The organism is Trichococcus sp. (assembly GCF_049589555.1).
Taxonomy (GTDB): domain Bacteria; phylum Bacillota; class Bacilli; order Lactobacillales; family Aerococcaceae; genus Trichococcus.
This window is the reverse complement of the sequence record NZ_JBAWAZ010000374.1, coordinates 1-25,703: the sequence shown is the minus strand read 5'-3', so window position 1 is coordinate 25,703 and position 25,703 is coordinate 1. Positions and strand designations below refer to the sequence as shown.

Below are 25,703 nucleotides of genomic sequence, written 5' to 3'. Positions count from 1 at the left end.
GTGGATATTTGCGTGTCCACTTTTTCGCCAAGCTTCATGACGGAACCTTTACCATAATTTCTTTCTATCTTTTTCAGAGCCTCATCCAAGGCTTTTTGTCTATTTTCATTTAAATTAGCCATCTATTATTTCCTCCAAGCTTTCATTTGCATGCATTAACACCACAACGTAATACTATCCTTTTCCGGACAAAAAAGCAAGAATAAAGTGAACAGATGTTCGTTTTTTATTTTTCGAAATCAGAATCCATCAAATACCGCCGAATCATATCAAACCCCTGCATGACTGCCTGTTCCCTGTTTCCAAGGCGATCGCGGGAAAATTGGAAGCCTTGGACAGCAGTCGGTCCATTTTTTTGGCTTAAAGCAATCCATACCGTCCCGGCTGGCTTGTTCTCCAGTTGATCAGGCCCGGCAACGCCCGTGAAAGAAATGGCCAACTGAGTATCAAACAGCTCGCGCGCACGTTCCGCCATCGCCATCGCGCATTCCGGGCTGACCATCCCGTATGTCTCGAGAATGTGTTCCGGAACGCCAAGGACCTTTTGCTTAGCGTCTTCTTGGTAAGAAACGATGCCGCCCGCGAAGACCTCGCTTATGCCGGGAACCTTGACAAGTTCGGCTTGAAAAAGCCCTCCGGTCAAGCTCTCAGCCGCACTGATCGATTGTTTGCCCTTCAATAATTTCTTCCCCACCACTTCGGCAAGGCTGGATTCGTCGCCGTCGCCGTAATGATATTCCCCGACAAGTGCCAATATTTCCGCTTTTTTTTCATCCAATAGCTCACTGCAGATCGCCTCTGTTGCAGCGTTTGCGGTGAGTCTCAAGGTCACTTCATATTTCCCGGCATACGGGGCTACCGTCGGGTTGGTCTGATTGCGGATCAGCTCATCCAGCAGTGTAGTCAAGGTAGATTCGCCGATTCCGAAAAAGCGGAGCGTCTGCGATGAGATGACTTGCTGATCTTCATACTTGCTGGAAAGGAACGGTTTCACAAATTGCAGGAACATCTGCTCAAGTTCTCTTGGCGGGCCCGGCAGCAGCAAATAACCTTTCCCATCCTTTTCAGTATAGGTGCCCAGCGCTTGCCCAATCGGGTTCGGGAAGACAATACCGCTCCTGAACACTAAAGCTTGAAGCTCATTGTTTTCCGTCATGTTCCTTCCCGAACGTTCGAACCATTGCCGGATATGCGCCAAGCCCGCTTCATCCATGGCGAGCTCTTCCTCGAGGTGATCCGCCACGGTTTGTTTGGTCAAGTCATCCCGGGTGGGTCCGAGCCCTCCTGTGAAAATCAACAGGTCGCTTCGTGATTCAGCTATTTTGATCACGTCTTTTATTTTTCCCGGATTATCGCCGACAACCGTCTGATAATAAGAGTCTATGCCCAGACCAGTCAGTTCCTTGGCGATGAATGCCGCATCCGAATTCACTATTTGCCCCATCAACAATTCCGTTCCGACTGAAATGATTTCTGCATTCATATTTAATCCCTCACATCCATAGTATTCGCTCAAATAAAACAAAAGCTTCAATCACATAAAAAAGATATAGAAAAAAGAAGGGCACAAAAGAATCGCGTTTCCTTTTGTTCGGATTGCACACTGATGCAACCCAGCCCTTCTTATTTATAAAAACTACATGGATCCGACAAAAACGTGTTTATTTTTGACGAAATAATCCACCCCTGAGTAGATGGTGAAAACTAAGCAAACATACAACATGATGTCCGCAACCGGAATGCCGGTTGCCTGAAAAGGAAAGTTATCCACGAACAACAAAATGATGGCTACCATTTGTGTCGCCGTTTTGATTTTCCCCGGCCACGCCGCTGCCATGACTTCGCCTTCCTTCACAAGCAAGAGGCGCAAACCTGTGACCGCCAACTCCCGACTGATGATGATGCTGACGACCCACGACGGAGCCAATCCTTGGCCGACAAGTACGATCAAGGCAGTGGCGACAAGCATTTTGTCCGCCAGCGGATCAGCAAATTTCCCGAAGTTGGTGACCAGCCCGTCCCTTCTGGCGATATAACCGTCCAACCAATCCGTAAAACTGGCGATGGCAAAGATAACGGCTCCGACCAGTTGATTGACGGCAATCTGTGATTGGGCAATTTCAAGCGTACCCCAATCGAAAGGAACCAAGGTGATGATCATGAACAACGGAATCATAAAGATCCGCAACGCTGTCAATTTATTAGGTAAATTCAACTTTTGCAACTCCTTTAATGTACCCTGACTTATTCCACACCTTTGACGGTAAAGGATAAGGTTTGGGTCTGAATCTCTTGATAATCCGGCGGCATTGCGACTACTGTGCCGTCCAGTTCGATGATCGTTGACGGCATCACGCCGACTATCACTTCAATCTCGCTTGTGTTCAACGGCAGAGCGACCGTCAGCGGATTGGCACTGCTTATGGTCCCTGAAGGTTCCTGGACAATCCCGTTTACGCTAACGCTGATCCAGGAACTGCCTCCTGCCACCGCAGAGATTTTCAATTCTGACGGCAGCGACAAACCGGTGACGTCATATTCCGCATAACCATCGGCAGACGAGACCAAATTCACCTGCGCTGTTTGTTCTGCGACAACGGCACTGTCTGCCTGCTCTATGTCGCTTGAAACCGTCGCTTGCGATGCCATAGTTGTTTGGCTGATGTTCGAAGCCACTTCGATCTGAACCTGCTCATCGTCATCGTTCAATGTAGCCTGCCAGACCACAAGTACGATGGCAACTACCGCCACAGCCAACAGAAAAGTCGGCAACTGACTCTGGACGGAGCCGCCATAATTAAAATTCGTCTTTTTTGAAGCTCTTTTAGTCTCGGAGCGACTGGGAGAAAAAGAACCGGAATCTTCCGCTTGGCTGCTCCCATGTATTTCCGGAATCACACTTGCATGGTCCCCCAATAAGCGGTCGCCATCCAAGCCCACAGTATCTGCATATTGCTTGATGAAGGCACGGACATAGAAATTGCCCGGCATAATCTCAAAATCGCCTTCTTCTATCGCAATCAGATACCGCTTCTGTATTTTAGTCATCTGCTGTAGATCATCCAATGTGTATCCCTTGGAAAGTCTAGCACTTTTTAGGATTTCCCCAATTTGAACCATTTCTTCACCTGCCTTCACTTGCAAATCCCGAAGTTACCATGGATATTATACCATAAAATTCCCTCACCAGGAGTTCCAATGCTGTTTTACCTGAGCCATCCACCGGATACGTAGATGGCCTGCCCCGTCATGTAGCGACTGTCTTCCTTCAGAAGTTGGGATACCCAGAAGCTGATTTCATTCGGTTTCCCCATCCTCCCCAGAGGGATTTCCTCAAGAAGAGCCTCTTTTTCATCGTTTTCCAGATGGGCGTTCATTTGCGTATCGATTGCTCCCGGACAGATGGCATTGACTGTTACTCCCAGTGAGGCCACTTCCTTGCTGTAGGCTTTCACTAAGGCAATCTGCGCCCCCTTGACGGTACTGTACAGCACTTCGAGCCCGCTGCCGACTTCTCCATAGACAGAGCTGATGAAGACGATACGGCCGTTGCGCGAGCGGGCGATTTTGTCCTGTAGCGCTTGGATGATCAGGATCGGCATTTTGACGTGCATTTCCCATAAGGCATCCATTTGCTCGGAAGTCATATCCTGAAGCAACCCATATTCCGTCGTGCCGTGCGCAAAAACAATCGCTTGGAGCGAGAAAATATGGTCAGCAAGTGTCGAAACGCCTGCTTCATCGGTAAAATCCAGGCAAAGCGGATAAAATTCCTGTTCGGGATAGGCCGATTGCAGTTCTGCCAGCAGCAGATTGATTTTTTCTTGATTGGAATGATAATGCAGGTAAAGCGACCAGCCTGAACCGGCCAAATCCCTTGCGATGGAAGTCCCGATGTCACCGGAAGCCCCCGTCACCAAAGCGGCTTTCATTGCTGTTTTGCTCCCTTCTGGAGGATCACGTAGGTGCTCATGTTTTGTTCTTTGAGATAGCCTTCGGCGAATCTGCGGATGTCCTCCAGGCTAGTTTCTTCGATCAACGGAACAACTTCAAAAAGTTCCGCTCCGGAAAACAGCAGCGTGCTGTAGTGATTTGCGATGTATTCCAGGGAATTGAAAGCCTGCAATTGTTCTCCGATCATGCTCTTCTTCAGCAAATCAAATTTCTCATTCGTCAGATTAGCATCAGTTTCCCAATCCAAGAGAATCCGTTTCAACTTATCTTCCAGCAGTTTCGGTTCTTCCGTGTCCGATTCGATCGCCATAAAGTGGAAGGAACGATCCAAATTGAAGGAGTAGCCAAAGCTGTCATCGATCAAACCGTTGTCGTAGAGATCAATGAAATGCGTGGAGCTCCGGCCGAAAAGCAATTCCAGCAACAGCGAACCATAGATTTTGTATTTTTCGGCTTGGTTTCCGGTCACATCCGCATCCAAACCTTTCACACCAAGCATCACTTTCGGGCGTTGCACATCCATTTCGATCTCTTTGTATCGAATGATGTCCTGGATCGAGGCCGGCGGCAAAGTGCGCTGGATCGGTTTGGCAGGAAGAAACGTCTTGCCTGCTTGGTTTTGTCTGATCGTTTCCATCATTTCTTCGGGAACGAAATTGCCGATCATCAATAGGTTCATGTTGGACGGATGGTAGAACGTATCATAACAGGTTTGCAGCAATTCCGGCGAGATTGCTTGGATGCTTTCCACCGTTCCGGCTATATCGACGGAAAGCGGATGTTCGGGATAAAGGTTACGGAGCAACCCATAAAAAAGTTGCCAGCCCGGGTTATCTTCATACATGCGGATTTCTTGGGCGATGATGCCTTTTTCCTTTTCAGTGCCTTCCTCCGTGAAATGCGGGTCTTGAACGAAGTCAAGCAGGCTGTTCGTATTTTCTGAAATGTTGTCCGTTGCCGAAAAGAGATAGCTTGTCCGCGTGAAGGAAGTGAAAGCGTTCGCTGAAGCACCGTATTTCGCGAAGTCCTCAAAAGCATCATGGTCTTCGCCTTCAAATAATTTATGTTCAAGGAAATGTGCGATGCCGTCCGGAATTTTGATTTCCTTGTCTCCGTTTATCGGCACAAACTGGTTGTCGATCGAGCCGAAATCGGTAGTGAAGATGCCATAGGTTTTTGAATACTTATTTTTCGGAATCAATACTACCTGCAAGCCGTTGTCCAATACTTCCGTATAGACGGTTTCGTTAAGTGCCTCATAATGTACTTTATTCATCTGTAGCCTCGCCTTTCAAGAAAAATATCGCCTGCAAAGTCATTTTTTCCGCAACAGCAACGATCTGTTCCTTCGTCACCGCATTCAAACCGGCGATCCATTGCTCCTGCGAAAGAGGATTTTCTATGATCAGGATATCCTGGTACTGTTTCGCCAAACTTCTTCCCTGATAATCATCATTTTGTTTGTAGTGGTTGATCAGCATGCTTTTTGTTTGAGCGATCAAGGCATCCGAGAAATCCCCTGCTTGCATATCCTGGAGTTGCGCCAGAACGATTTTCTCGACCTGCTCGCGTTTATCGAATTCGATGCCGGTGCCGACAGTCATGACACCGCGCAGAAAGTCCAACCCGCTTGAAGCTGAGTAAGCCAAACTCTCTTTTTCACGGACATTCTGGAACAGTTTCGAATGAGGGAAGCCTCCAAACAGTCCATCAAAAACCAAGCCGGCAAAATAATGGTCATTCATGTAATAGACGGGTGAGGAAAAGCCGAAAAACAACTTGCCCTGATTGATGTCTTGGGCTTCGCTTGAAGTGACGGGTTCCGTGTTCTTTGCGCGTAAATAGAATACCTCTTTTTCGGTTTCTTTCCTGTCCGAAAGCTTCTGGGCAGCCAATATGTTCAATATCCTTTCAGGCGCTACATCACCCGAAACGAGGATATCCAGCTGATTCGACCCGATCATCTCCTCATAGCATTCGAACAGACTGCCTGAAGTGATGTCCTCAAGGAAGCCGGCATCACCGATGCCTTGATACGCTTGATCTGTCCCCTCGAACAGCACTTGGTTCAAGCGCGTACGCGCATAAGCCGATTTGTCTTCGATCAGAGACTCGAAATAATTATTCAGATTGTCCTTTTCCCTCAGAAAAGTCTTCTCGTGGAACTTGCCGTCCTCGGCATTGGGCCTGAAGATGATTTCTTCCAGAAAAGCGAACGCCTCTTCCAAAAGTGTATCGTCTCCTCCGATGAATTTATCATTGACGACGGATAGACTCAACGTCACGACATGCTGCTTGCCGAAGCGCTGGGATTGCGTATGCAGCGTCGCACCGTATAGGCTGGCCATTTTCAGATCCATCTCGTTTTGGCTAGGATACTGCTTGCTGTTCGTTTCAAGCATGTTCTTCACTAAAGAACGTTCCGTTGCAGTTTTTCCGCTGAAAATCGTCCTGAATTTGTACTGGATCAATACGGTTTTGTATTTGTCGGAAGGCTCGATATAAGCCGTAACACCTTGCTTTAATTTATATTCCATCCATTTCACGTCCTGTAAGCTATTTTATGTGTCGATAGGGAAAACTATACTCTAGTTCGGGTTTTTTTTCAATTAAGCCATTCCTTGTCCACTCTGATTTCTTGCCTGAATCAAAAAGAAAAGGCTGACTCGTGTTGAGCCAACCCTTCTTGTCGTCAGAGATTACTTTGATTTGATGTAAGTTGTACCGTTAGCGGCTGGGCCTCTTGATTTACCGATAAAACCTACAAGCACAATGATCGTAATGACGTAAGGTGCAATCTGGAGATAGACGGAAGGGATATTCTGGATGACCGGAATATAGCTGCCGATGACTCCCAAACTCTGGGCGAACCCGAAGAAAATCGCCGCTCCCATCACTCCGATCGGATTCCACTTGCCGAAAATCATGGCAGCCATGGCGATGAAACCTTGACCGGCAATCGTTGATCCGGAGAAATTCAGGCTGATCGACTGCGAGACGATGGCGCCGCCCACACCGCCCAAAAAGCCGGAAATCAATACACCTGCGTAGCGCATCACGTAGACGTTGATCCCCAATGTATCCGCCGCTTGCGGGTGCTCCCCGACTGAACGAAGACGCAATCCGAAAGTCGTCTTGAAGATGATGAAGTAGCAGACAAGCGCCGTTGCGATCGCTGCATAGGCTGGAGCTGATGTGTTCGTAAAAAATATCTGACCGATGATCGGAATATCCTTCAATATGGGGAAACTGGTCTTCCCGAAGTTCTGGATGATGAAGGCGGTTTGGCCTTTTCCTTCATAAAGAACCTTAGTCAAAAATACCGCCAACGCAGGGGCAAGCATATTGATGACCGTTCCGGAAACGATGTGGTTCGCCCTTAAATTGATTGTGGCAACTGCATGGATGATCGAAAAGAAGATGCCGACTGCCCCAGCCACCAGCAACGCAACCCATGGAGTCATTTTGCCAAGATTGTCGGCGTAGTTCAGATTAAAGACTATGGCTGAGAAGGCTCCCATGACCATCGTGCCTTCCAGTCCCACGTTGACGATACCGCTCCGTTCCGAGAATGTTCCGCCAAGGCCGGTGAAGATCAAAGGCGCTGAATAGATCAAAGCCGAAGATACGATAATGGATAGAATCGCTAGCAAGTCCATCTCACGCCACCTCCTTTTTATTGACTTTGGACAGTTTGTTGACCAATAGTCGGATGATATAGCTCGCGCCGACGAAGAAGATGATTGACGCAATCACGATATCGACGATTTCCACAGGTACGCCGGACATAAGCGGCATACTCGTTCCGCCGATTTTCAGCGTGCTGAACAGAAGTGCAGCAAAGAGGATACCAACAGGACTACCGATGCCCAACAAGGCTACTGCCATGCCATCGAACCCGACGGCCGGCATCGCACCTTGAACAAACATGTTTTGGAAATTCCCCAAACCTTCCATTGCGCCTCCCAAACCGGCCAAGCCGCCGCTGATCAACATGGCCAAAATGATGTTCTTTTTGGCGTTCATCCCTGCGTAATCGGCTGCATCAGGATTCAATCCGACTGAACGGAATTCGAAGCCATACGTTGTTTTCTTCATCAGCACCCAAACCACCGCAATCATGATGAGGGCAATGAAGATGCCGGCATGCAATGTCGAATTGCGCGTCACTTCCGATAAGAACGGTACCCTTAGACTGGCATTTTCTGTGATCCTGGCCGTGGAGTCCCCGGAATCCGTCAAAACATTCCTGACGATGTGGTTGTTGATGTATAAGGCTGTGTGATTCAGCATGATGGTGACGATCACTTCACTTGTATTGAAATAGGCACGTAAAACGCCGGCGATGCCCGCCCATAAAGCTCCGGCGGCGACACCCGCCAAAATGCATAAAGGCAACAATACGATTTTCGGCAATTCAGGCAGCATCTGGGCGACGCTGACGGACGCCAACCAGCCAAATAAGGTTTGGCCCGCTACACCGATGTTGAAGAACCCGGCTGTGTTGGCTACCGCAAAACCTAATGCGACCAGAATCAAAGGGGTAGCTTCACGGAGTAATTCGCCTATATAAAATGGCGATCCGAATGCGCCCTTCAGCATGGCGGAATAACCTGCGATGGCATCGTAGCCGAAAGACCACATGACGATTGCGCCGATCAACAGACCTAATATGACTGAAAGTAAAGGTACGATAATCCCTTGGATGCGAGTGGCTCCTTGTTGATTACTCATGAAGGCTTCCCTCCTCTTCCTTGTTTTTTTCCAATTCTTCCCGGGCCTTTTCCAAAGAAGATCCGGCCATCAGTAAGCCCAGCTCTTGTTCGGAGGTTTCCTCCGGTTTGACGTAGGCAACGATTTCACCTTCGAACATCACAGCGATGATATCGGAGAGATTCAGGATTTCGTCCAACTCGAAGCTCATCAGGAGGATCGCCTTGTCCTTATCCCTTTGCTCGATCAAGCGTTTGTGGATAAATTCGATGGCACCCACATCCAATCCTCGGGTCGGTTGGGCTGCTATCAACAACGAAGGATTCCGATCGACTTCACGGGCGATGATCGCTTTTTGTTGGTTCCCGCCGGACAACGAACCAGCTGTCGACTTCTCGCTTTGCGTACGCACATCAAACTCTTTGATCAGTTCGATGGCATGGTTTTCGATGGCTTTGTCGTTCAGGAAGCTGTTTTTGCTGTAAGGTTCCTGATAATAAGTCTGCAAGGCGATGTTCTCGTCCAAACGCATCGGGAGGATCAGACCGAACTTTTGTCGGTCCTCAGGGATATGCCCCAATCCTGATTCAGTGATTTTGCGTGGAGCCAAGTTCGTGATGATTTCGCCGTTCAGCTTGACGGTTCCGCTCTCGGCCTTCCGCAAGCCAGTGATGGCTTGGATCAGTTCGCTTTGTCCGTTTCCATCGATCCCGGCGATGCCGACGATTTCACCCGCCCGTACCGTCAGCCTCAAATTGCGCACGGCTTCCAGTCCGCGGCTTTCTTTGACCGTCAATCCTTCAATTTCCAAAACAGCCTGCTTTGGCTGGGATGGTTTTTTGACTGTGCGGAACAGAACGGAACGCCCCACCATCATATCGGCCAACTCTTGCTGGGATGTCTGCTTCACATCGACGGTGCCGATGCTTTTGCCCTTGCGGATTACTGTGCAGCGATCCGCAACGGCTTTGATTTCATCCAGTTTATGCGTGATCAGGATGATTGACTTGCCTTCTTTCGTCAATTCCCTCATGATTGCCATCAATTCGTCGATTTCTTGAGGTGTCAACACTGCCGTTGGTTCGTCAAAAATGAGGACGTCCGCCCCACGGTACAACGTTTTCAAGATTTCGACCCTTTGTTGCATACCGACTGTGGTGTCTTCGATTTTGGCTGAAGGATTGACTGCCAAGCGGTATTTGTTGGACAGATCCGTAATCACATCAGCGGCTGCCTTTTTATTTAAAACACCGATTCTGCTCGGCTCGCTGCCTAAAATGATGTTCTCCGTAACCGTGAAGTCCTTGACCAACATAAAATGTTGGTGCACCATTCCGATACCCAATTTATCGGCAACACCCGGGGAACTGATTTTGACTTCTTGCCCTTTGACCTTAATGGTTCCGCTTGTAGGCTCCAAAAGACCGGAAAGAATATTCATCAAAGTTGACTTGCCCGCGCCATTTTCACCCAACAAAGCGTGAATTTCACCTTTTTTCAAGCTGAGAAAAATATCATCATTCGCTTTATAATTGCCGAAAGCTTTTGTTACGCCAATCATCTCAATGACATAATTTTCTTCTGTCATGCTGATTCCACCCCTTACTAATATTGAATGCATGCAATCCCTCATGCAGCAGTGAGACACGCTTATAAAATATAATACCGTAAAACACCATTTCACACCTATTATAAAGTATTTCCAAAATCCTATCCACTTTTGTTTATCACGAAAGATAAACATTTGTTCCTTTTTCGGAACAGTTTTTGTTAGGGGACTATGCGCGAAAAAAAAGAGAAGCAACTCAATATCCTTAACCGGAATCAAGTTGCTTCTTTAAAGATTTTAAAAGTGATTAATTTTCTGGAGCTTCAGGAACCACAAGCGTTCCTTCCAAAATTTCTGTTTTCGCTTTAGCAACAGCTTCCAAAGCATCTGCGTTCAATTGACCTTCAGTCAAATCGACACCTTCTTCAGCCAACCCGAAAGTCAAGACTTCGCCTGCCGGGAATTCGCCGTTCATTGTTAATGTAGCGATATCCTTAGCTGCAGTGCCTACACCTTTCAACGTTGAAGTCAAAGTAAGGTTTCTTTCAGTGCCGTCATCAAGAGTCAACAAGCCCTCTTCAGTTTGGTCACGGTCAACACCGATTACCCAGATTTCTTTTGAAGGATCAGCTTTTACGATATCCTTAGCTTCTGAGAATACGCCATTTCCGGAATCTCCGGCAGCTTGATAAATGACATCGATTCCGCTTGCGTACATTGCGGCAGCTTTAGATTTCCCGCCCGCAGCATCGCCGAACGAACCGACATATTCAACTTTTACATCTATTTCAGGATTTACTGATTGGGCACCAGCTACGAATCCAGCTTCAAAGCGATCGATTACGACGCTCTCTTGTCCGCCGATGAAACCTAATTGGTTGGTTTTGGTTGTTTTAGCAGCAGCGACACCAGCCAAGAAAGCAGCTTCGTTGTCTTTGAATGATACTGAAACTGTGTTCTCACCTTCGATGACATCATCGATGATGGCGAACATTGTATCCGGGTTTTGCGTTGCCACATCCTGCATCGCTGACTTCAATTTATATCCGATACCGAACACAAGGTCAAAATTACTGTTTACGGCAGTGTTCAAGTTCGTCACAAATTCCGAATCAGCATTTGATTGGATATAATCATATCCATCGATCCCTTTTTCTTTGCCGTTCTCTTCGCCCCATGCAACAAGGCCTTCCCATGCGCTTTGGTTGAATGATTTGTCATCCACGCCGCCGACGTCGGTAACCATCGCGATAGTGAAGTTATCTTCCGTTCCCTCTGCTGTGCTGGAACCTGTTGCACTGCTGTCAGCCGTGTCGCCGTTGCCGCCGCAAGCTGCCAAGATTGTGCTGACACCTAACCCTAATGCCAATAAACTAACATATTTTTGCTTCTTCACCATGACCCCTCCAATAAACTTCAATTTTTTGAACTTGTAAGTACAAGCTTCTTACAAAAAATATCATATCATGCATTCCCGAAAAAATAAACGATATTGATTTTTTTGTAATCGTTTTTTCATTTAATATCCATATATTTGTCGGAATGGTTCAAGTTAAACCTCAGAATCATAGGGTATATCCGTATCATTTTCATATATCCCCTCGCTAATGTTCACCTTTCTGGGCTTGCTTCCATCAGCAGGCCCGACGATGCCTCTGGCTTCCATCTCGTCGATCAGCCGTGCTGCCCGATTATAGCCGATCCGGAATCTCCTCTGCAATTTGGAAATGCTCGCCGTTTCATCCGATCTGATGAATTCCACAGCTTCCCCGAAAAGATCATCTTCCGGCTCTTCGCTTGCAGCCGCCACAGTTTCGGTCGGCATCATTTCCTCGACATAGTTCGCTTCTTGCTGATTTTTGACGAAAGTGACAATGTGCTCGACTTCCTCGTCGGAAATGAACGCTCCTTGCACACGGATCGGTTTGTTCTCCCCCATCGGACGGAAGAGCATATCGCCTCTGCCCAGCAACTTCTCTGCCCCGGAGCCATCGATTATCGTTCTCGAATCGATCGAACTGGACACAGCAAACGCGATCCTGGAAGGGACGTTCGCTTTGATGATGCCGGTGATGACATCGACACTCGGTCGTTGTGTAGCCAAAATCATATGGATTCCCGCAGCCCGCGCCATCTGCGCCAATCTGGTGATCGCATCCTCGACTTCGTTGCTGGCCACCATCATCAAGTCGGCCAACTCGTCAACGATGACCACTATGTATGGCAACGTAGGATTGTTTTCCCCGTTTTCCAGATTGTATTCAACAACCAGATTGTTGTAGCCGTCGATGTTGCGCATGCCGGTACCGGCAAACAATTCATATCTTCTTTCCATTTCCGTCACGACTTTATGGAGTGCCTGCGCCGCCTTGCGGGGATTCGTGACAACCGGCGTAAGCAAGTGGGGAATCCCGTTATAGACGTTCAATTCCACCATTTTCGGATCGATCATCATCATCTTCACTTCGTTCGGTTTGGCTTTCATCAAGATGCTCGTGATTATGCCGTTGATGCAGACGGATTTCCCGCTGCCGGTCGCACCCGCAATCAGCAAATGGGGCATTTTCGTCAGATTCGCGCTTTGCACGACGCCCGAGATGTCCCGTCCTAACGGCACCTCCAACAGCTTGTCGGTGTGCTTTTGCCCTTCCATGACATCACGGAAGGAAACAACACTGACTTCACTGTTCGGCACTTCTATGCCGATGAAGGATTTCCCGGGTATCGGAGCTTCGATACGGATATCCTTTGCCGCCAAAGCCAGAGCCAAATCATCACTGAGGCTCACAATTTTGCTGACCTTCACCCCGACGGCTGGTTGGATTTCGTATTTTGTCACGGCAGGTCCTAGGTTCGCTTTGGTGACTTTGGCCTCTACTCCAAAGCTTGTGAACGTCTCTTCCAGCTTTTTGACATTTTTTTCGATTGTCGCATATTCATTCGATTGATCAATCGCTTTGATTTCGTTCAATAAAGTGACTGGAGGCAAGTGGTAATCCCTGTTTTCCTGCTCGGCAGTGATTTCGAACTCCAACTCACCGCTATTGTCTTCCTCATTGCCTCCAACCGTTGTTTTTGCAAGGCTGGCCTGTTGGGCTGACGCGCTTTTTTCATTGTCCGCATATTTGTGTTCGGCTGCTTTTTCAAGTTGTTTCTGGAAGCTGTCGATTTTCAGCTGAACGGGTTCGCGCTCTTTTTCGGCGAGTGTTTCTTTTTCTGATGCTTTCAAAGCTTCCGCTTCTTCCTTCATCAATTTCTTCGCTGCCGATTCGCTTTTTATTTGATTTTTGGCTTTTTCGACTAATGAAGGTTTCTTGTCGATCGAAACGCTGTTTGACCTGGTCGGTTTCTTCACTGTTTTCGAATCGATGATCGAGCTGGCCACTTTATCTTTCGTGTAAAGCACCGCTCGTTTGCTGTTGTGCCCGAAAATCAAGGCAACTTTGCGCACGACTTCCATGACATCATGCGTCGTGAATCCGAAGATGACCGCCACACCAAAAAATACAAGCAGGCCGATGATGATATAGGTGCCCCATTGTGAAACCAAAAAATGGGTTCCGGTGTACAAGGCTGCCCCGATCAAGCCCCCACCCATCTCAGAAGCCGTATCAGCTTGCCTGACATCGGTCAAAAAACGTGCAAGCGTAACGGACACGACCGACGCGCCCTCCGTGACGACTGTCTCAAAAGCCTGTGAATGGAGATAAAGCAGCGCTGCCGAATAAAGCAGGATGCCGCTGATCAGCCAGTTCTTTCTTATTTTTGGTTCTTTCCCTCTCAAAATCAGGTACAGACCATAGGCGCCGAACAGCGCCAGGCTGACCGGATAGGTTTCGCCGACAAAAAAACGGAAAAAATTTGCCAGCGCTATACCGGCAAAACCGAGTTGCCCAATCCCTAAGGCTGCACTGAAAAGAAACAGCACGCCGATAAGCTCGTAGGATATCTTCTGCCCGGTCGCCTTCTTTTTCTTTCTTGTCGTCGTCGTTCGTTTCGCCAAACATGCCAACTCCTTTTTATCATTTGCTCAAAACCACTGGCCGTCTGCATAAAACAGCGGTCCATAGATTGTTCGTTTGATTACCCGTATCGGTTCATTATACTACAAAACGAACCCTTTACGAGGCTATTTTTTAATCAATCCGCGCGGACAAAAAGCTTCTGTTTCCCGTCAATGCAGGCAACAGAAGCTTTTTGAAATTTAGTCCGTCATTCTTGAATAAGTTTTTTCCTGTCCTGGAGAAGCATCAGTCCATGATATAATTGCACATCGTCATCACAATTCTCACAAAAGCGGATTTCTCCGTCTGACCAGTAGGCAGTCAGGTAGGTTTCCTTTGTTTTTTGGAATGGGTAGACTACCGATAGTTTTTCCGCAGCCCGCTCATAGGCAACGACTGCCTCCTGGAAATCGGCATACTCCGTCGATTCCACAATGAAATCCATCCAATCTTCAAAAAACCACCAAGGTTCATATTCTCCCTCGGTCCGTATCACCTGGTACATGGTATCACCTTCTTTGTTGCAAAAAGTATAGCACAGCCCGGAAAAATATTCCCGTGGAAGGTATCGGGATTGAAACTTCTTGACGAAGACTGTAAACTGAATTAAAAAGCTAAAGCGCATGCTGATTCTAAAATTTGGAGGTAATCTGAATGAAAAAAATCAAGATGACCGTAAGCGGCCGTGTCCAGGGCGTGGGGTTCCGTTACATGACAAAAATGGTGGCTGACCAAATCGGCGTTTCGGGCATCGTCAGGAACGAGGATGACGGAAGCGTCTATATTGAAGCGGTCGGACCGACCGATAAAATCGACACCTTCATCGCGGCAGTCAAACGCAGTCCCTCGCCAAGCGGAAGAGTCGATGCCTGTGCAGTCAATGAAGACGCCAACATTGAAAATTACATAAGTTTTCGCGTAACCAATTGAATAAATTTTCCCCTTCATGTATAGTGGTAATGTTATCGAAAAATTGTAAAGGAACGTGAATGATGAAACTTAAGAAGAAGTTATTGCTTTCCGCGGAAATGATGTCCTTGTTAGTGGTTCTTACAGGCTGCATGCAATATGATGAGAATAAAAACCCAACTGGCTTTATATATGACTATTTGGTGGTGCCTACAGGCAATTTGATCGTTATGCTTGCGGAAATGCTTAACGGTAACTACGGGCTGGCCATCATCGCCATCACAATCATTGTCCGTCTGGCCATCATGCCCTTGAACTTTAGCCAGATCAAAAAAACGATGGTACAGCAAGAAAAAATGAAGTATATCAAACCAGAGTTGGAAGATATCCAATTCCGCCAAAAAAATGCGCAGTCTCCTGAAGAAAAGGCCGCAGTTTCACAAGAAATGATGGCATTGTACAAAGAAAACAACATCAGCATGACCGGCGGCGTCGGTTGCTTACCGATTCTGATCCAGATGCCGATTTTTACCGCTATGTATCAGGCTGTAAATTTGACGCCGGAAATTTCTGCAAGCACATTCCTTGGCATCAACCTTGGTGTAAGCAGTCCGCTGTTGGCAATTCTGGCGGGTGTGGCCTATGTGATCCAAGGCTACGTTTCAACAATCGGAATGCCTCAGGAAACCAAATCACAGATGAAATCGATGATGCTTATGAATCCGATCATGATTCTGATGTTCTCTTGGTCTTCACCAGCGGGTTTGGCACTTTACTGGCTGGCTGGTGGTATTTTCGCCGCAGCCCAGACTGCACTTCAAAATCACATGATCAAACCTAAAATCCAGAAGCAAGTTGAAGAAGAAATGAAGAATCGTCCGGTCAAGAAGAACGTGAAAATGGCTAAACCAGCTTCCTCCGCTTCAGCACCGACGCAAACGGTTAAAGCTTTGTCCGCCACGAATCAACAAACGGATGGTAAAAAAGGCCGCAACGCAGGCAAACAATCAAAATCCTAATTGCAACTACAAAAAAGCAGGAAGCGGCTCACACATGAGTTCGCTTCCTGCTTTTTTGTATTTCATTTTTTGGTAAGGCGCGTTCTCCTGTCGAATTCCTACAATTCCTCATCCGGAACATAATTCTTCAGAATCGGCAACTGGATGCGGAAAACAGATCCGTGGCCCAATACGCTTTCGACGGTGATGTCGCCTTTATAGCCTTCCAATAATTCTTTCGCAATCGACAGGCCCAAACCGTTTCCGCCTTTATTCCGCGATCTGGCTTTATCGACGCGATAAAAACGTGAAAAAATCTTCTGTTGGTCTTCTTGGGACATCCCCTCGCCAAAATCTTGGATGGCGATCTGGACATAGGACATGGATTCGGAAATCGAAAGATGGATTTCATGCCGGTCGGTCGAATATTTGACGGCGTTGTCCATCAAAATCACCAATATTTGCTCAAAATGGTTGCGATAAATGTTCACATAAATCTCGCGATTCAAATCATCATCCAAATTGAATACGAAATCCGGATACAGCATCTTGAAATTATGGAACGTATGCAGCACGACATTCCGGATCGGGGTCACTTCATTTTTATAGTGCATTTCTACTTGTTCCGCACGGGAGAGATCCAGCATCTCCTGAACCAAAGTCTTCATTCGCTGGATTTCGGTCAATGAAGCGGCAAGGGATTCATCGAGTATTTGTGGATCTTCCTTGCCCCAACGGTTCAGCAATTTCAGATGGCCCTCAACAATGGCGGTAGGAGTCCTGAGCTCGTGCGAGACATCCTCCACGAACTGCTTTTGTTGGGTGACGTACAGTGCCATCTTATCCAGCAAGCCGTTGATGTGGACGGAAAGGTCGGTAAATTCGTCCTTGCTTTTGGATATTTTGATGCGGGTATCGGATAACGTATCCTCTTCTATCGCATCCATCGTATCGACCATCTGTTTGATTGGCCTGAAGAAATAAATGGCGATGCCGTAGCCTGCAGCCGCCGACAAAACGAGCACAATTGCCGTGACTAACCAGAAATACCGCGTCATCTGTGAGACGACTTTATGATAATCATTCAGTCGGAAAACGATTTGGACATAGCCCAACAGGAAGGAGTCCTCTTGGCTGAGGATCGGACTGCCGGCGACAAACGCTTCAAGATCGTTCAGTTTTGTCTCGCGCAAATAAGTATCGGGATTTTTGATGAATGTCGTATAGCTCTTCTGCGTCTCATAGAGCAACTGTCCATCTGTATCGAATACGCGTATGTTCGCCCCTCTGTTCTTGAGATCCTCCAAAAACGGGTAGTTTCCTACAGATTGGAGCCCCTTCGTCACAGTGGAAACAGAAATTTTCTCGAACATGCTTTCGACGCTGTTGACGGATAGCTTCGTATCGATCTCAGACAGCGCGGATTGAACCGAAGACAGCAGCTTCTCGGCGTCATCTTTTTGTTCGTCGTATTGATAGCCTTTGTAGACATTCAGCATCAGCAAGGCGGACAGAAAGTACAGCAGGAAGAAAGCTATACTTAAAAGAAAACCCCATTTCCACCGAATGGACTTGGGATTTCCTCTTTTTTTGGTTGGCATATAATTGATTCTGCGCATAGTATTATGAGCGCATGACGTATCCGGTGCCACGAACCGTTTGGATATAACTTTCTTGGCCGGCTACATCGATTTTATTGCGCAGATATCGGATATATACATCCACTACGTTTGTTTCCACTTCCGTTTTGTATCCCCATACTTTATTAAGCAATACATCCCTTGAAAGGACAACGTTGATGTTTTCCATCAGGATCAACAATAATTCGTATTCGCGTTTGGTCAATTCGATGTGCTCGTCGCCACGGCGCACGACGCGGTTTTCTTTTTCGATCGTCAAATCACGATAAGTGACGGTCGTTTGCTTCACCTTGCGTTGCTCTTCTTCGATGTCGATGCGACGCAATAAAGCACGGACCCTTGCCAAAAGTTCTTCGATGGCAAATGGTTTCACGATATAGTCATCGGCACCGTGGTCCAAGCCGGATACACGATCGATGACGGAGTCGCGGGCGGTCATGATGATGATCGGCGTATCTTTGACCGGACGCAGACGACGGCAAACTTCGATGCCGTTCAATTCAGGAAGCATCAGATCCAAAAGGATGACATCCCAGTCCTGATTCATGGCAGCTTCAAGGCCAGCTCTGCCGTTGTAGCAAATTTCCGTTTCGTAGCCTTCGTGTTTTAACTCAAGCTCGATGAAACGCGCCAGATTTTTTTCATCTTCGATAATCAATATTCTCTGTTTGTCTTTATTTTCCATAGAATTCTCCCCTAATGTCTCATTTGAATAATAACAACATGCCATTACAATTTCATTTTATTTTAACACACTGTCGGGAATTTTTCTTGATTAAATGATTCTGATAGTAAAATGTCATCCGAAGCATGGCTTCGGATGACATAAGTGTAGGCCAGAATGGCGCTGTATCCCTTTAGTCTTGTGGGACTTCCACTTCTTTATCCCACTCGAAGTGATAAGAACCAGCTTTGTCTGTGCGTTCATACGTATGCGCTCCAAAGTAATCACGTTGCGCTTGGATGATGTTTGCAGGCAATACAGCTGAACGGTAAGAATCGAAATAAGCTACTGCAGATGAGAATGTCGGTACAGGCACGCCTGCAATAACAGCCGTTGCAACCACTTCACGTACTGCTCCTTGATATTGTTTCGTGATTTCCACGAAGTACTCATCCAACAACAGGTTCTGCAGTTCAGCATTCTTCTCGTAAGCATCCGTGATGTTTTGCAGGAATTGCGCACGGATGATGCAGCCAGCACGCCAAATTTTAGCGATTTCGCCATAATTCAGATCCCAATCATTTTCTTCGCTGGCAACACGCATTTGGGCGAATCCTTGTGCGTAGCTCATGATTTTGCTGAAATACAATGCCTTGCGGATACTCTCCACAAATGCAGCTTTATCAAGACCCTCTTTAGCTGTAACAGCAGGGGCAGTCAGAATTTCGCTGGCAGCGACACGTTCTGTCTTCAAAGCGGAAATGTAACGGGCAAAAACGGATTCGGTGATCAACGGCAACGGAACACCCAAGTCCAACGCACTTTGGGAAGTCCATTTACCCGTGCCTTTATTGCCGGCGCGGTCCAAGATGATCTCGACCATTGGTTTGCCTGTTTCAGGATCGTATTTAGTCAAGATGTCAGCAGTGATGTCGATAAGGAAGCTGTCCAACTCGCCTTTGTTCCATTCGATGAAGACTGCAGCAATTTCTTCCACTGACATGCCAAGGTACTTGTGCATGATGTCATAGGCTTCTGCAATCAGTTGCATATCCCCGTACTCGATTCCGTTGTGGACCATCTTAACGAAATGTCCGGCTCCACCTTTGCCTATGTAAGCTACACAGGGTTCGCCATCCGGAGCTTTAGCGGAAATCTGTTCCAAAATCGGTGCAACCAGATCGTATGCGTCGCGTTGTCCGCCCGGCATGATTGATGGGCCTTTCAATGCGCCTTCTTCACCACCGGAAACGCCTGTTCCGATGAAATTGATGCCTGAGTTTTCCAATTCTTTGCTGCGGCGGATCGTATCTTTGTAGAAAGTATTCCCTCCGTCGATCAGGATATCACCTTTATCCAAATGAGGCAGCAACGATTGGATCGTTTTGTCGGTTGCTTCCCCAGCTTTTACCATCATCATGATTTTTCTTGGTTTTTCCAAAGACTCGACAAATTCTTCGATCGTATAAGTAGGAACCAGTTTCTTTTCTGGATTTTCTGCGATCACTTGCTCAGTCTTCGAACCTGAACGGTTGAATACAGATACGGAATAACCTCTGCTTTCAATGTTCAATGCTAGATTTTTGCCCATTACGGCCATACCGACAACGCCAATTTGCTGTTTTGACATAAATAAATACTCCCTTCATGATGAACACATCATTTTATAATCTTAATCCTAACAAAAATTCGCCTAAATGGAAAGCAAACAATTGAAAATAATGGCTTTCTTTTCTTTTGCCTGATTCCCCAACGTTTACTTTTGGATGTTATTGTTGTAAACTATGCCATGTAAATTACAAAAGGTGGGAATAATATTGACTAAGAAAACTGGTACTACCTCTTCAAAATTCACTAAATTCAGCAAATTCATCATTTGGATCATGCTTTTGGCCATGGTCGGCAGTTCGATCATCTCCGTGCTGTACTCTTTATTCATAAATATGTAAGAAACACCATTAAAAAAGGTTCCCGGAATCCACTAGCTGATTCCGGGAACCTTTTTTGAATGGTTCAGATGCCTTTTTTGACTTTTCCGTCCCAGCCGGCATAGCCGCCCTTCAGGATGAAAATGTTTTTGTAGCCATTTTTTTTCAGAATAGCTGCACAGCGTCCGCTCAACATGGAATTTTGATCATACAGATAAATCGGTTGATCTTTGCGGATTTCTTGATAGCGTTGTTTGAAAGCCGAATAAGCGATATTTCTCGCTCCCAATATGTGGCCTGCATCGAACTCCGTTTTTTCGCGGACATCGATCAATTGCGCTTTGCGCAGATCTTTTCTGAATTCCTCTGCAGTCAGCGTTGTCGCCGCATTCTTTCTTTGGAAATAAAAATAAGCTTGATAAATGGCATATCCGATGATGAATATCCATAATGCGATATTAAAAATATCAATTCCTGTTAAGTTCAAATAAATCCATCCTTTCCATACTCTTGCTCTCATATTTTACACTTGTGGAAGGCGCATTGCTACAGTTTTAACGACTTTTTTTCTATTCCGTCAATTGTATCCAGCCCTCGCGTTCCACATCGTACAGATACTCATAACGCTTTCCGTAAAGCACGTAGCTCCCATCCGGCGATGCCGAAATCGGATCCATTCGCTCGACTTCAGTCAGCACCTCTGAAGCGTTGCCGGAAAAATCGACCTTCGCAAGTTCGAAGCTGATGCCGGCAATGCTCTCCGGCTCCCGTTTTGGGATGACAGCAAACGTTGCATCCGAGTCATTCCCTTTTGTAAATTCCGGGATGAAAAGTCCGTTTCCATCGGGGATGCGCGGCAGGCTAATATAACCTTGGGTAATCAAAAGCGGATAGTAGGAAATGACAAGCAACTCTTCCTCGTTGAAATCTGAAGGGGTCACTACCCATACGGATTCGCCTTCCAGTCCGTAAGCGAGGATTCCCTGTTCGATGACAGTATCTTTGCCGGGAAAACGAATGTCACTCAATACCAGCACAGAAGCGCCATCAGCCGCGATTTTCTGCTGGAGGTACATATTTTCCGAATACCAAACCGGCATTTCTTCAGTCATCGACATTTCTATCCATGCCTCATTGGAAGACAAATCCCAAAGGTAATTTACCAGGCTGCCCGCTGTTTTATGGACGGAAACGAACAACTTGCCTTCGTTTGTCGGATTCCAGGAAACACCCGACACAAGCCCTTCGGAAAAATGAAATTCGGCCAGTGATTTTCCTGACTTGTCGATCATCATGATGTTATTTCCTTGTTGCGTTGCGACCTGGACCAGCATCCGCTGACCGTTTGCGGAAAGCGCAGCAAAAACAAGCCGATCTGAAAAAGCCCGGATCAGCTGTTCTTCCCCCGTGAGCAGGTCATGGCTGTACAAACCGTATTCTCCATTTGATTCCAACGCGACAAGAATAGTCTTGTCGTCCAGCCAGCCCACAGCATAAAGGAATTCATCTCTGGAAATGGTTGAAAGGCTGCTGCCGGAGGAAAGGTCCGGCTCACTTGCAGCAGGTTGGTCAGGATACGTCAATCGTTGTGTGCAGGCCGCAAGAATAAGAACACTTGAGAGTGAGAGAATGAACCATGCTAGCCCTCTTTTCCCCATGCCATCCTCCATCCTCCCGCACTTTCTTGTTTCGAAAATGTTCAGGCCCCATTAATCTGGGATGATTTATTTGCTGATCTCCGTCAGTGCAAGATAAGCTGCTCCAACTATTCCGGCATCATTTCCAAGTGCGGCTAATTTGATATGGGTAGTCTTCTTGACGTTCGGGAATGAGAATTCAGCAAAATAGCTTCTTACTTGCTCCAAAAGGTATTCCCCGGCTGCGGATACACCGCCACCGATGACGATGTAAGCCGGATTCAAAAGATTGCCAATATGGCTGCAGGCCAAACCCAGATAATAGGCAGCGCGATCGACTACTAACACAGCCAACTCGTCTCCCTCTTTCGCCAAATCAAAAATCATTTTTGAAGTAATCTCCTGGCCGTCGTCGATGATGAATTTGAGCTGCGAGTTGCCGGCATATTCTTCCGCATGTTTGCGGGCCAATTTGACGACGCCTGTCGCGCTGGCGACAGTCTCCAAACAGCCTTTCTTCCCGCACGTACAGTCAAATCCGCCTGGTTCTACAGTCATGTGGCCGATTTCGCCGCCGGAACCTGCAGTACCATGGATCAGATTGCCTTCCGCTATGATTCCCCCGCCGACACCTGTGCCAAGTGTCACAAATACGACGTCGCGGTCATCAGCACCGGCGCCTCGCCATTTTTCCCCAAGAGCGGCAACGTTTGCATCATTGTCAATAAAAATAGGGATGCCGATTTCACGCTCAATCGCTTCACGTACAGGCTGCGGCGTTTTCCAGTTCAGGTTGAAGGCACCCTCGACGGTACCCGCTTCACGGTCCACTGCTCCCGGCGATCCCATGCCGATCGCCTGAAAGTCCTCAGCAGTCAATTGGTAGAGATCCAGATGGTGTTTGATCGAAGCTATGATATCAGGCACGATGTGCGTCCCCTCATCATTGATGTTCGTAGGGATGCTCCATTTTTGCTGGATATCCCCTTCTGCTGTTAAGATAGCCAATTTTACTGAAGTGCCGCCTAAATCAATACCGATAAATTTTTTATACACGTCATTTCCTCCAATTGTTCAATTTGTATCTAGTATAACGCAAAACCGGTCCGCATTAAACCCGAATAAGCAAAGAATATAGCGCTCACAAAATAAATGACCAGAAAAAGAAGCCTCAATCCATTTTGGCTTTTGGCAGTGCGCGGCATCGCGATGAATACGGCCGAAAGCGCTCCACCCAGTGCCCCGCCAAGATGCCCGAAATTATCGATTGCCGAAGAAAAAAATCCGAAGAAGAAATTCAGGAAAATCAACATCGTAAAATTCCGCGCCATAAGTTGGATCCCGGAGTTGTGTGGAAACTGACGGCCCAAAACGATGGCTGCAGCAAACAGTCCGAACAGCGAGGTGCTGGCACCGGCGGAAATCGAGTCATTGAAGGCGAAACTCATCAGGTTCCCCATCAAGCCGCTCAGGAGATAGATGAGCGCAAAACGCAAAGAGCCATATAGAATTTCCATCTGCGTGCCCAAATAATACAGGGTGATGCTGTTCACCAGAATGTGCGTGAATCCGATGTGTATGAACATAGGCGCAATCAAACGCCACCATTCCCCTTGCGCTATGGCTGGGTTGAATTTGGCTCCGAACAGGATAAGCGTCAGTACATTGGTGCTTCCCCCGTTTAGGGTCATCAGCAGGAAAATGACGATCTGAATGGCCAAGAACAAGTGTGTTACAGAGAATTGATCCGGTAAATAGGATCTTTTGGTATTATATGCCCGCATCGTGACACTCCCTTCCATTATTATCCTATTTTATACTAGAATGCTGTCGTCAACAACTTTTGGACCGGCACATCAAATGCCTCAATTCCCCAATGAGGATCCTTGAACAATTGGAATGGGAACAGCACAGACAAGGTGCGCCCGTTGTATGCAGCCAGATAGCGATCGTAGTAGCCGCCGCCGAACCCGATGCGGTAACCCGTTTCCGAAAATGCCAATCCGGGAACGAGCAGCAGATCGATTGCTTCGGGCGGTACCGGGTTACGCTTATCGACAGGTTCCATAATGCCGAATTTGCTCCTCGCCATGGCGGTATCCGGCAAGTATTCATGAAAAGTCATGATGCGATTCTTGCCGGAATAAGGAACGACCATCCGTTTGCCTTCTTCAAGTCCCTTTTGGATGATTTTGTGCGTATCGATTTCCGGAAAATTCGACCATGTGACGCCGATCGTCTTTGCAACTTTCCATTCATCGCTGGAGCAGACTGCTGCCGTCAGTTCTTTCTCCATCCGTACCCGCTCTTGGGAAGGCAAAACCCTTAATTTTCCCAACATTTCTTTTCTTATCCGTTCTTTCATCCAAAAACCTCCTCAGGCAAACGGACTGTCGCACGCCGTTTCCAATATATTAAAACATCCTTCCGGATAAAATAAAAAAACAACAGGATATCCTGTTGTCGTTTTAATTATTTTGTTTCACGATGCAAAGTCACGCGTCTTTCACGTGGACAATATTTTTTCACTTCAAGACGGTCCGGGTTGTTACGTTTGTTTTTCTTTGATAAGTAATTACGTTCTTTACACTCCGTACATTCCAATGTAATATTTAACCGCATATTCTTCCCTCCAAACATAAAAAAATTGAAGATCGAATCATCTTCTGCGTTTCTCATTGTATCACTTATGGAAAAATTATGCCACTATTTTTTGAACAACTTCTGCGCAAGTCCAATTTTTTTGAGCATTAAGCCAATTAAATCCCAGATAAGGTTGCAGAAACAAGCGAATTTCATTAGAATGTTATCAGGCGTCAAAAAGAAGAATTGAGGTGACAAAGATGGAACAATGGACCATCGTGATTGTCTTACTGACAATCGCAATCATATTGCTGTTTGCATCATTTTTCGTTAAGGATAATGATCGCAAATTCGCTGATGAGATGAGTGAATACACATTACAATTAACGGAAGAAATCCATGAATTGAAGCAACGACTCATCGCTGTGGAGGAAGAATTGGGAAAAGAAGTTTCCGTTTCCGAAGATTCGCAGACCGTCAAAAAAGTACACAACCTGACTAAGCAGCACATCATCACTTTGTATACTAGCGGAAGAACGTTTGATGAGATTGCAGAGCAACTGTCCGTCCCTATCACCACCGTGCAACTCGTTGTCGATAACTACATAGAGCAATCAATCGTATAGAGGAGAAAATAAAGTGAACAAACAAAAGCTTCGTTTTATATCCATCGGTTTTTTGTTGTCTGCCGTACTGTTGGCCGGCTTCCAGCTCTTCTATCCGGAAGCACTCCCTGGCAGCACCTTCAACGGAGAAGCAACTGCCGATTCAACGGATTATCAAGAAAAATATGAAAGTACTTTGGCGGAATTGGAATTGCAGCAGCAACTTAATGAAGCTGCTACAAGCAGTGCTCCTGCCGAGGGTGCTGCAGTGGCCTCCAGCGCTCCAACTGAAACAGCGAGCATTGCCGAAAGTTCAGCTGCCCCTGCACCAAACACAACGGTCACATTTGTCATCACTTCCGGACAACCGACGTCCGTCGTCATCGACAATCTGGTCAGCGCGGGACTCATTACCGATCGGGCTGTCTTTGAACAGTACCTGAATGACCGGAATCTTGTCATGAAAATCAATATCGGAGAGTACCAATTGTCCCAAGACATGGGCTATGAAGTCATCGC

26 protein-coding genes and 1 pseudogene are annotated in these 25,703 nt (G+C 46.9%); 5 read left to right on the top strand and 22 right to left on the bottom strand.

The window, feature by feature from the left end; translation table 11 throughout:
* The 13 genes and pseudogenes from WBV27_RS13005 to WBV27_RS12945 form a co-directional block, all read right to left on the bottom strand.
* Positions 1–122: pseudogene (locus tag WBV27_RS13005) on the bottom strand (recombinase RecA); the annotation flags it as partial.
* A 104-nt stretch (positions 123–226) separates the two neighbouring features.
* The gene (locus WBV27_RS13000; RefSeq protein ID WP_424202551.1) at positions 227–1,483 is read right to left on the bottom strand and encodes a competence/damage-inducible protein A; all 1,257 of its coding nucleotides are present in this window, start codon (positions 1,481–1,483) and stop codon (positions 227–229) included.
* A gap of 153 nt (positions 1,484–1,636) precedes the next feature.
* Entirely contained in the window at positions 1,637–2,215 is a 579-nt protein-coding gene (gene pgsA, locus WBV27_RS12995; RefSeq protein WP_424202550.1) for a CDP-diacylglycerol--glycerol-3-phosphate 3-phosphatidyltransferase, read from the bottom strand.
* A gap of 29 nt (positions 2,216–2,244) precedes the next feature.
* The gene (locus tag WBV27_RS12990; RefSeq protein WP_424202549.1) at positions 2,245–3,120 is read right to left on the bottom strand and encodes a helix-turn-helix domain-containing protein; all 876 of its coding nucleotides are present in this window, start codon (positions 3,118–3,120) and stop codon (positions 2,245–2,247) included.
* An 86-nt stretch (positions 3,121–3,206) separates the two neighbouring features.
* On the bottom strand, positions 3,207–3,932 hold the full coding sequence (gene ymfI, locus WBV27_RS12985; protein WP_424202548.1) for an elongation factor P 5-aminopentanone reductase: 726 nt from the start codon (positions 3,930–3,932) through the stop codon (positions 3,207–3,209).
* Positions 3,929–5,230: an EF-P 5-aminopentanol modification-associated protein YfmH gene (gene yfmH, locus WBV27_RS12980; protein WP_424202547.1), complete on the bottom strand. Its 1,302-nt coding sequence runs from the start codon at positions 5,228–5,230 to the stop codon at positions 3,929–3,931. The genes ymfI and yfmH overlap by 4 nt, the downstream gene beginning before the upstream one ends.
* Positions 5,223–6,491, bottom strand: a complete 1,269-nt coding sequence (yfmF, locus tag WBV27_RS12975) for an EF-P 5-aminopentanol modification-associated protein YfmF (protein WP_424202546.1) — start codon at positions 6,489–6,491, stop codon at positions 5,223–5,225. Before yfmF ends, yfmH begins: the two co-directional genes overlap by 8 nt.
* A 162-nt stretch (positions 6,492–6,653) precedes the next feature.
* Positions 6,654–7,613, bottom strand: a complete 960-nt coding sequence (locus WBV27_RS12970) for an ABC transporter permease (RefSeq protein WP_424202545.1) — start codon at positions 7,611–7,613, stop codon at positions 6,654–6,656.
* A 1-nt stretch (position 7,614) separates the two neighbouring features.
* Positions 7,615–8,688 (bottom strand): ABC transporter permease, encoded by a 1,074-nt coding sequence (locus WBV27_RS12965; RefSeq protein WP_424202544.1) that lies wholly within the window; start codon positions 8,686–8,688, stop codon positions 7,615–7,617.
* Positions 8,681–10,255: an ABC transporter ATP-binding protein gene (locus WBV27_RS12960; protein ID WP_424202543.1), complete on the bottom strand. Its 1,575-nt coding sequence runs from the start codon at positions 10,253–10,255 to the stop codon at positions 8,681–8,683. The genes WBV27_RS12965 and WBV27_RS12960 overlap by 8 nt, the downstream gene beginning before the upstream one ends.
* 268 nt (positions 10,256–10,523) lie before the next feature.
* Positions 10,524–11,612, bottom strand: a complete 1,089-nt coding sequence (locus WBV27_RS12955; protein WP_424202542.1) for a BMP family ABC transporter substrate-binding protein — start codon at positions 11,610–11,612, stop codon at positions 10,524–10,526.
* Between the two features lie 156 nt (positions 11,613–11,768).
* Positions 11,769–14,219 (bottom strand): DNA translocase FtsK, encoded by a 2,451-nt coding sequence (locus tag WBV27_RS12950; protein WP_424202541.1) that lies wholly within the window; start codon positions 14,217–14,219, stop codon positions 11,769–11,771.
* Between the two features lie 209 nt (positions 14,220–14,428).
* Complete coding sequence (locus tag WBV27_RS12945) at positions 14,429–14,725, bottom strand: DUF1033 family protein (RefSeq protein ID WP_424202540.1); 297 nt, start codon at positions 14,723–14,725, stop codon at positions 14,429–14,431.
* 149 nt (positions 14,726–14,874) lie between these two features.
* Here WBV27_RS12945 and WBV27_RS12940 point away from each other — a divergent pair, with 149 nt between their 5' ends.
* Together WBV27_RS12940 and yidC are read left to right on the top strand one after the other, a co-directional pair.
* Positions 14,875–15,150, top strand: coding sequence for an acylphosphatase (locus WBV27_RS12940; protein ID WP_424202539.1), 276 nt, complete (start codon positions 14,875–14,877; stop codon positions 15,148–15,150).
* Positions 15,151–15,212: 62 nt separating this feature from the next.
* Entirely contained in the window at positions 15,213–16,148 is a 936-nt protein-coding gene (gene yidC, locus WBV27_RS12935) for a membrane protein insertase YidC (RefSeq protein WP_424202538.1), read from the top strand.
* A 98-nt stretch (positions 16,149–16,246) separates the two neighbouring features.
* Here yidC and WBV27_RS12930 read toward each other — a convergent pair whose 3' ends face one another.
* The 3 genes from WBV27_RS12930 to gndA all read right to left on the bottom strand — a co-directional run bounded on the left by WBV27_RS12930 (position 16,247) and on the right by gndA (position 20,061).
* Positions 16,247–17,728, bottom strand: a complete 1,482-nt coding sequence (locus WBV27_RS12930) for a HAMP domain-containing sensor histidine kinase (RefSeq protein ID WP_424202537.1) — start codon at positions 17,726–17,728, stop codon at positions 16,247–16,249.
* Positions 17,729–17,750: 22 nt separating this feature from the next.
* Positions 17,751–18,452 carry a response regulator transcription factor gene (locus tag WBV27_RS12925; protein WP_272160772.1) on the bottom strand — a complete coding sequence of 234 codons (702 nt, stop codon included), beginning with the start codon at positions 18,450–18,452 and terminating at the stop codon, positions 17,751–17,753.
* A gap of 172 nt (positions 18,453–18,624) precedes the next feature.
* Positions 18,625–20,061, bottom strand: coding sequence for an NADP-dependent phosphogluconate dehydrogenase (gene gndA / locus WBV27_RS12920; protein WP_424202536.1), 1,437 nt, complete (start codon positions 20,059–20,061; stop codon positions 18,625–18,627).
* Positions 20,062–20,248: 187 nt separating this feature from the next.
* Between gndA and WBV27_RS12915 the strand changes: the two genes are divergently transcribed.
* Entirely contained in the window at positions 20,249–20,380 is a 132-nt protein-coding gene (locus WBV27_RS12915) for a DUF4044 domain-containing protein (protein WP_424202535.1), read from the top strand.
* Between the two features lie 64 nt (positions 20,381–20,444).
* On the opposite strand, the gene WBV27_RS12910 is transcribed toward WBV27_RS12915, so the two are convergent.
* The 6 genes from WBV27_RS12910 to rpmG all read right to left on the bottom strand — a co-directional run bounded on the left by WBV27_RS12910 (position 20,445) and on the right by rpmG (position 24,618).
* Positions 20,445–20,879 carry a rhodanese-like domain-containing protein gene (locus WBV27_RS12910; protein WP_086985224.1) on the bottom strand — a complete coding sequence of 145 codons (435 nt, stop codon included), beginning with the start codon at positions 20,877–20,879 and terminating at the stop codon, positions 20,445–20,447.
* 49 nt (positions 20,880–20,928) lie between these two features.
* The gene (locus WBV27_RS12905) at positions 20,929–22,017 is read right to left on the bottom strand and encodes a hypothetical protein (protein ID WP_424202534.1); all 1,089 of its coding nucleotides are present in this window, start codon (positions 22,015–22,017) and stop codon (positions 20,929–20,931) included.
* Positions 22,018–22,083: 66 nt separating this feature from the next.
* Positions 22,084–23,052, bottom strand: coding sequence for an ROK family glucokinase (locus WBV27_RS12900; protein WP_424202533.1), 969 nt, complete (start codon positions 23,050–23,052; stop codon positions 22,084–22,086).
* A gap of 29 nt (positions 23,053–23,081) precedes the next feature.
* Complete coding sequence (locus tag WBV27_RS12895; protein ID WP_424202532.1) at positions 23,082–23,780, bottom strand: rhomboid family intramembrane serine protease; 699 nt, start codon at positions 23,778–23,780, stop codon at positions 23,082–23,084.
* Positions 23,781–23,815: 35 nt separating this feature from the next.
* Positions 23,816–24,361: a 5-formyltetrahydrofolate cyclo-ligase gene (locus WBV27_RS12890; protein ID WP_424202531.1), complete on the bottom strand. Its 546-nt coding sequence runs from the start codon at positions 24,359–24,361 to the stop codon at positions 23,816–23,818.
* Between the two features lie 107 nt (positions 24,362–24,468).
* Positions 24,469–24,618 (bottom strand): 50S ribosomal protein L33, encoded by a 150-nt coding sequence (gene rpmG / locus WBV27_RS12885; RefSeq protein WP_068560829.1) that lies wholly within the window; start codon positions 24,616–24,618, stop codon positions 24,469–24,471.
* 221 nt (positions 24,619–24,839) lie between these two features.
* Here rpmG and WBV27_RS12880 point away from each other — a divergent pair, with 221 nt between their 5' ends.
* Positions 24,840–25,205 (top strand): DUF6115 domain-containing protein, encoded by a 366-nt coding sequence (locus WBV27_RS12880; RefSeq protein ID WP_424202530.1) that lies wholly within the window; start codon positions 24,840–24,842, stop codon positions 25,203–25,205.
* 13 nt (positions 25,206–25,218) lie between these two features.
* Positions 25,219–25,703 (top strand): hypothetical protein (locus WBV27_RS12875; RefSeq protein ID WP_424202529.1); only part of this gene is annotated, 485 nt, incomplete at its 3' end.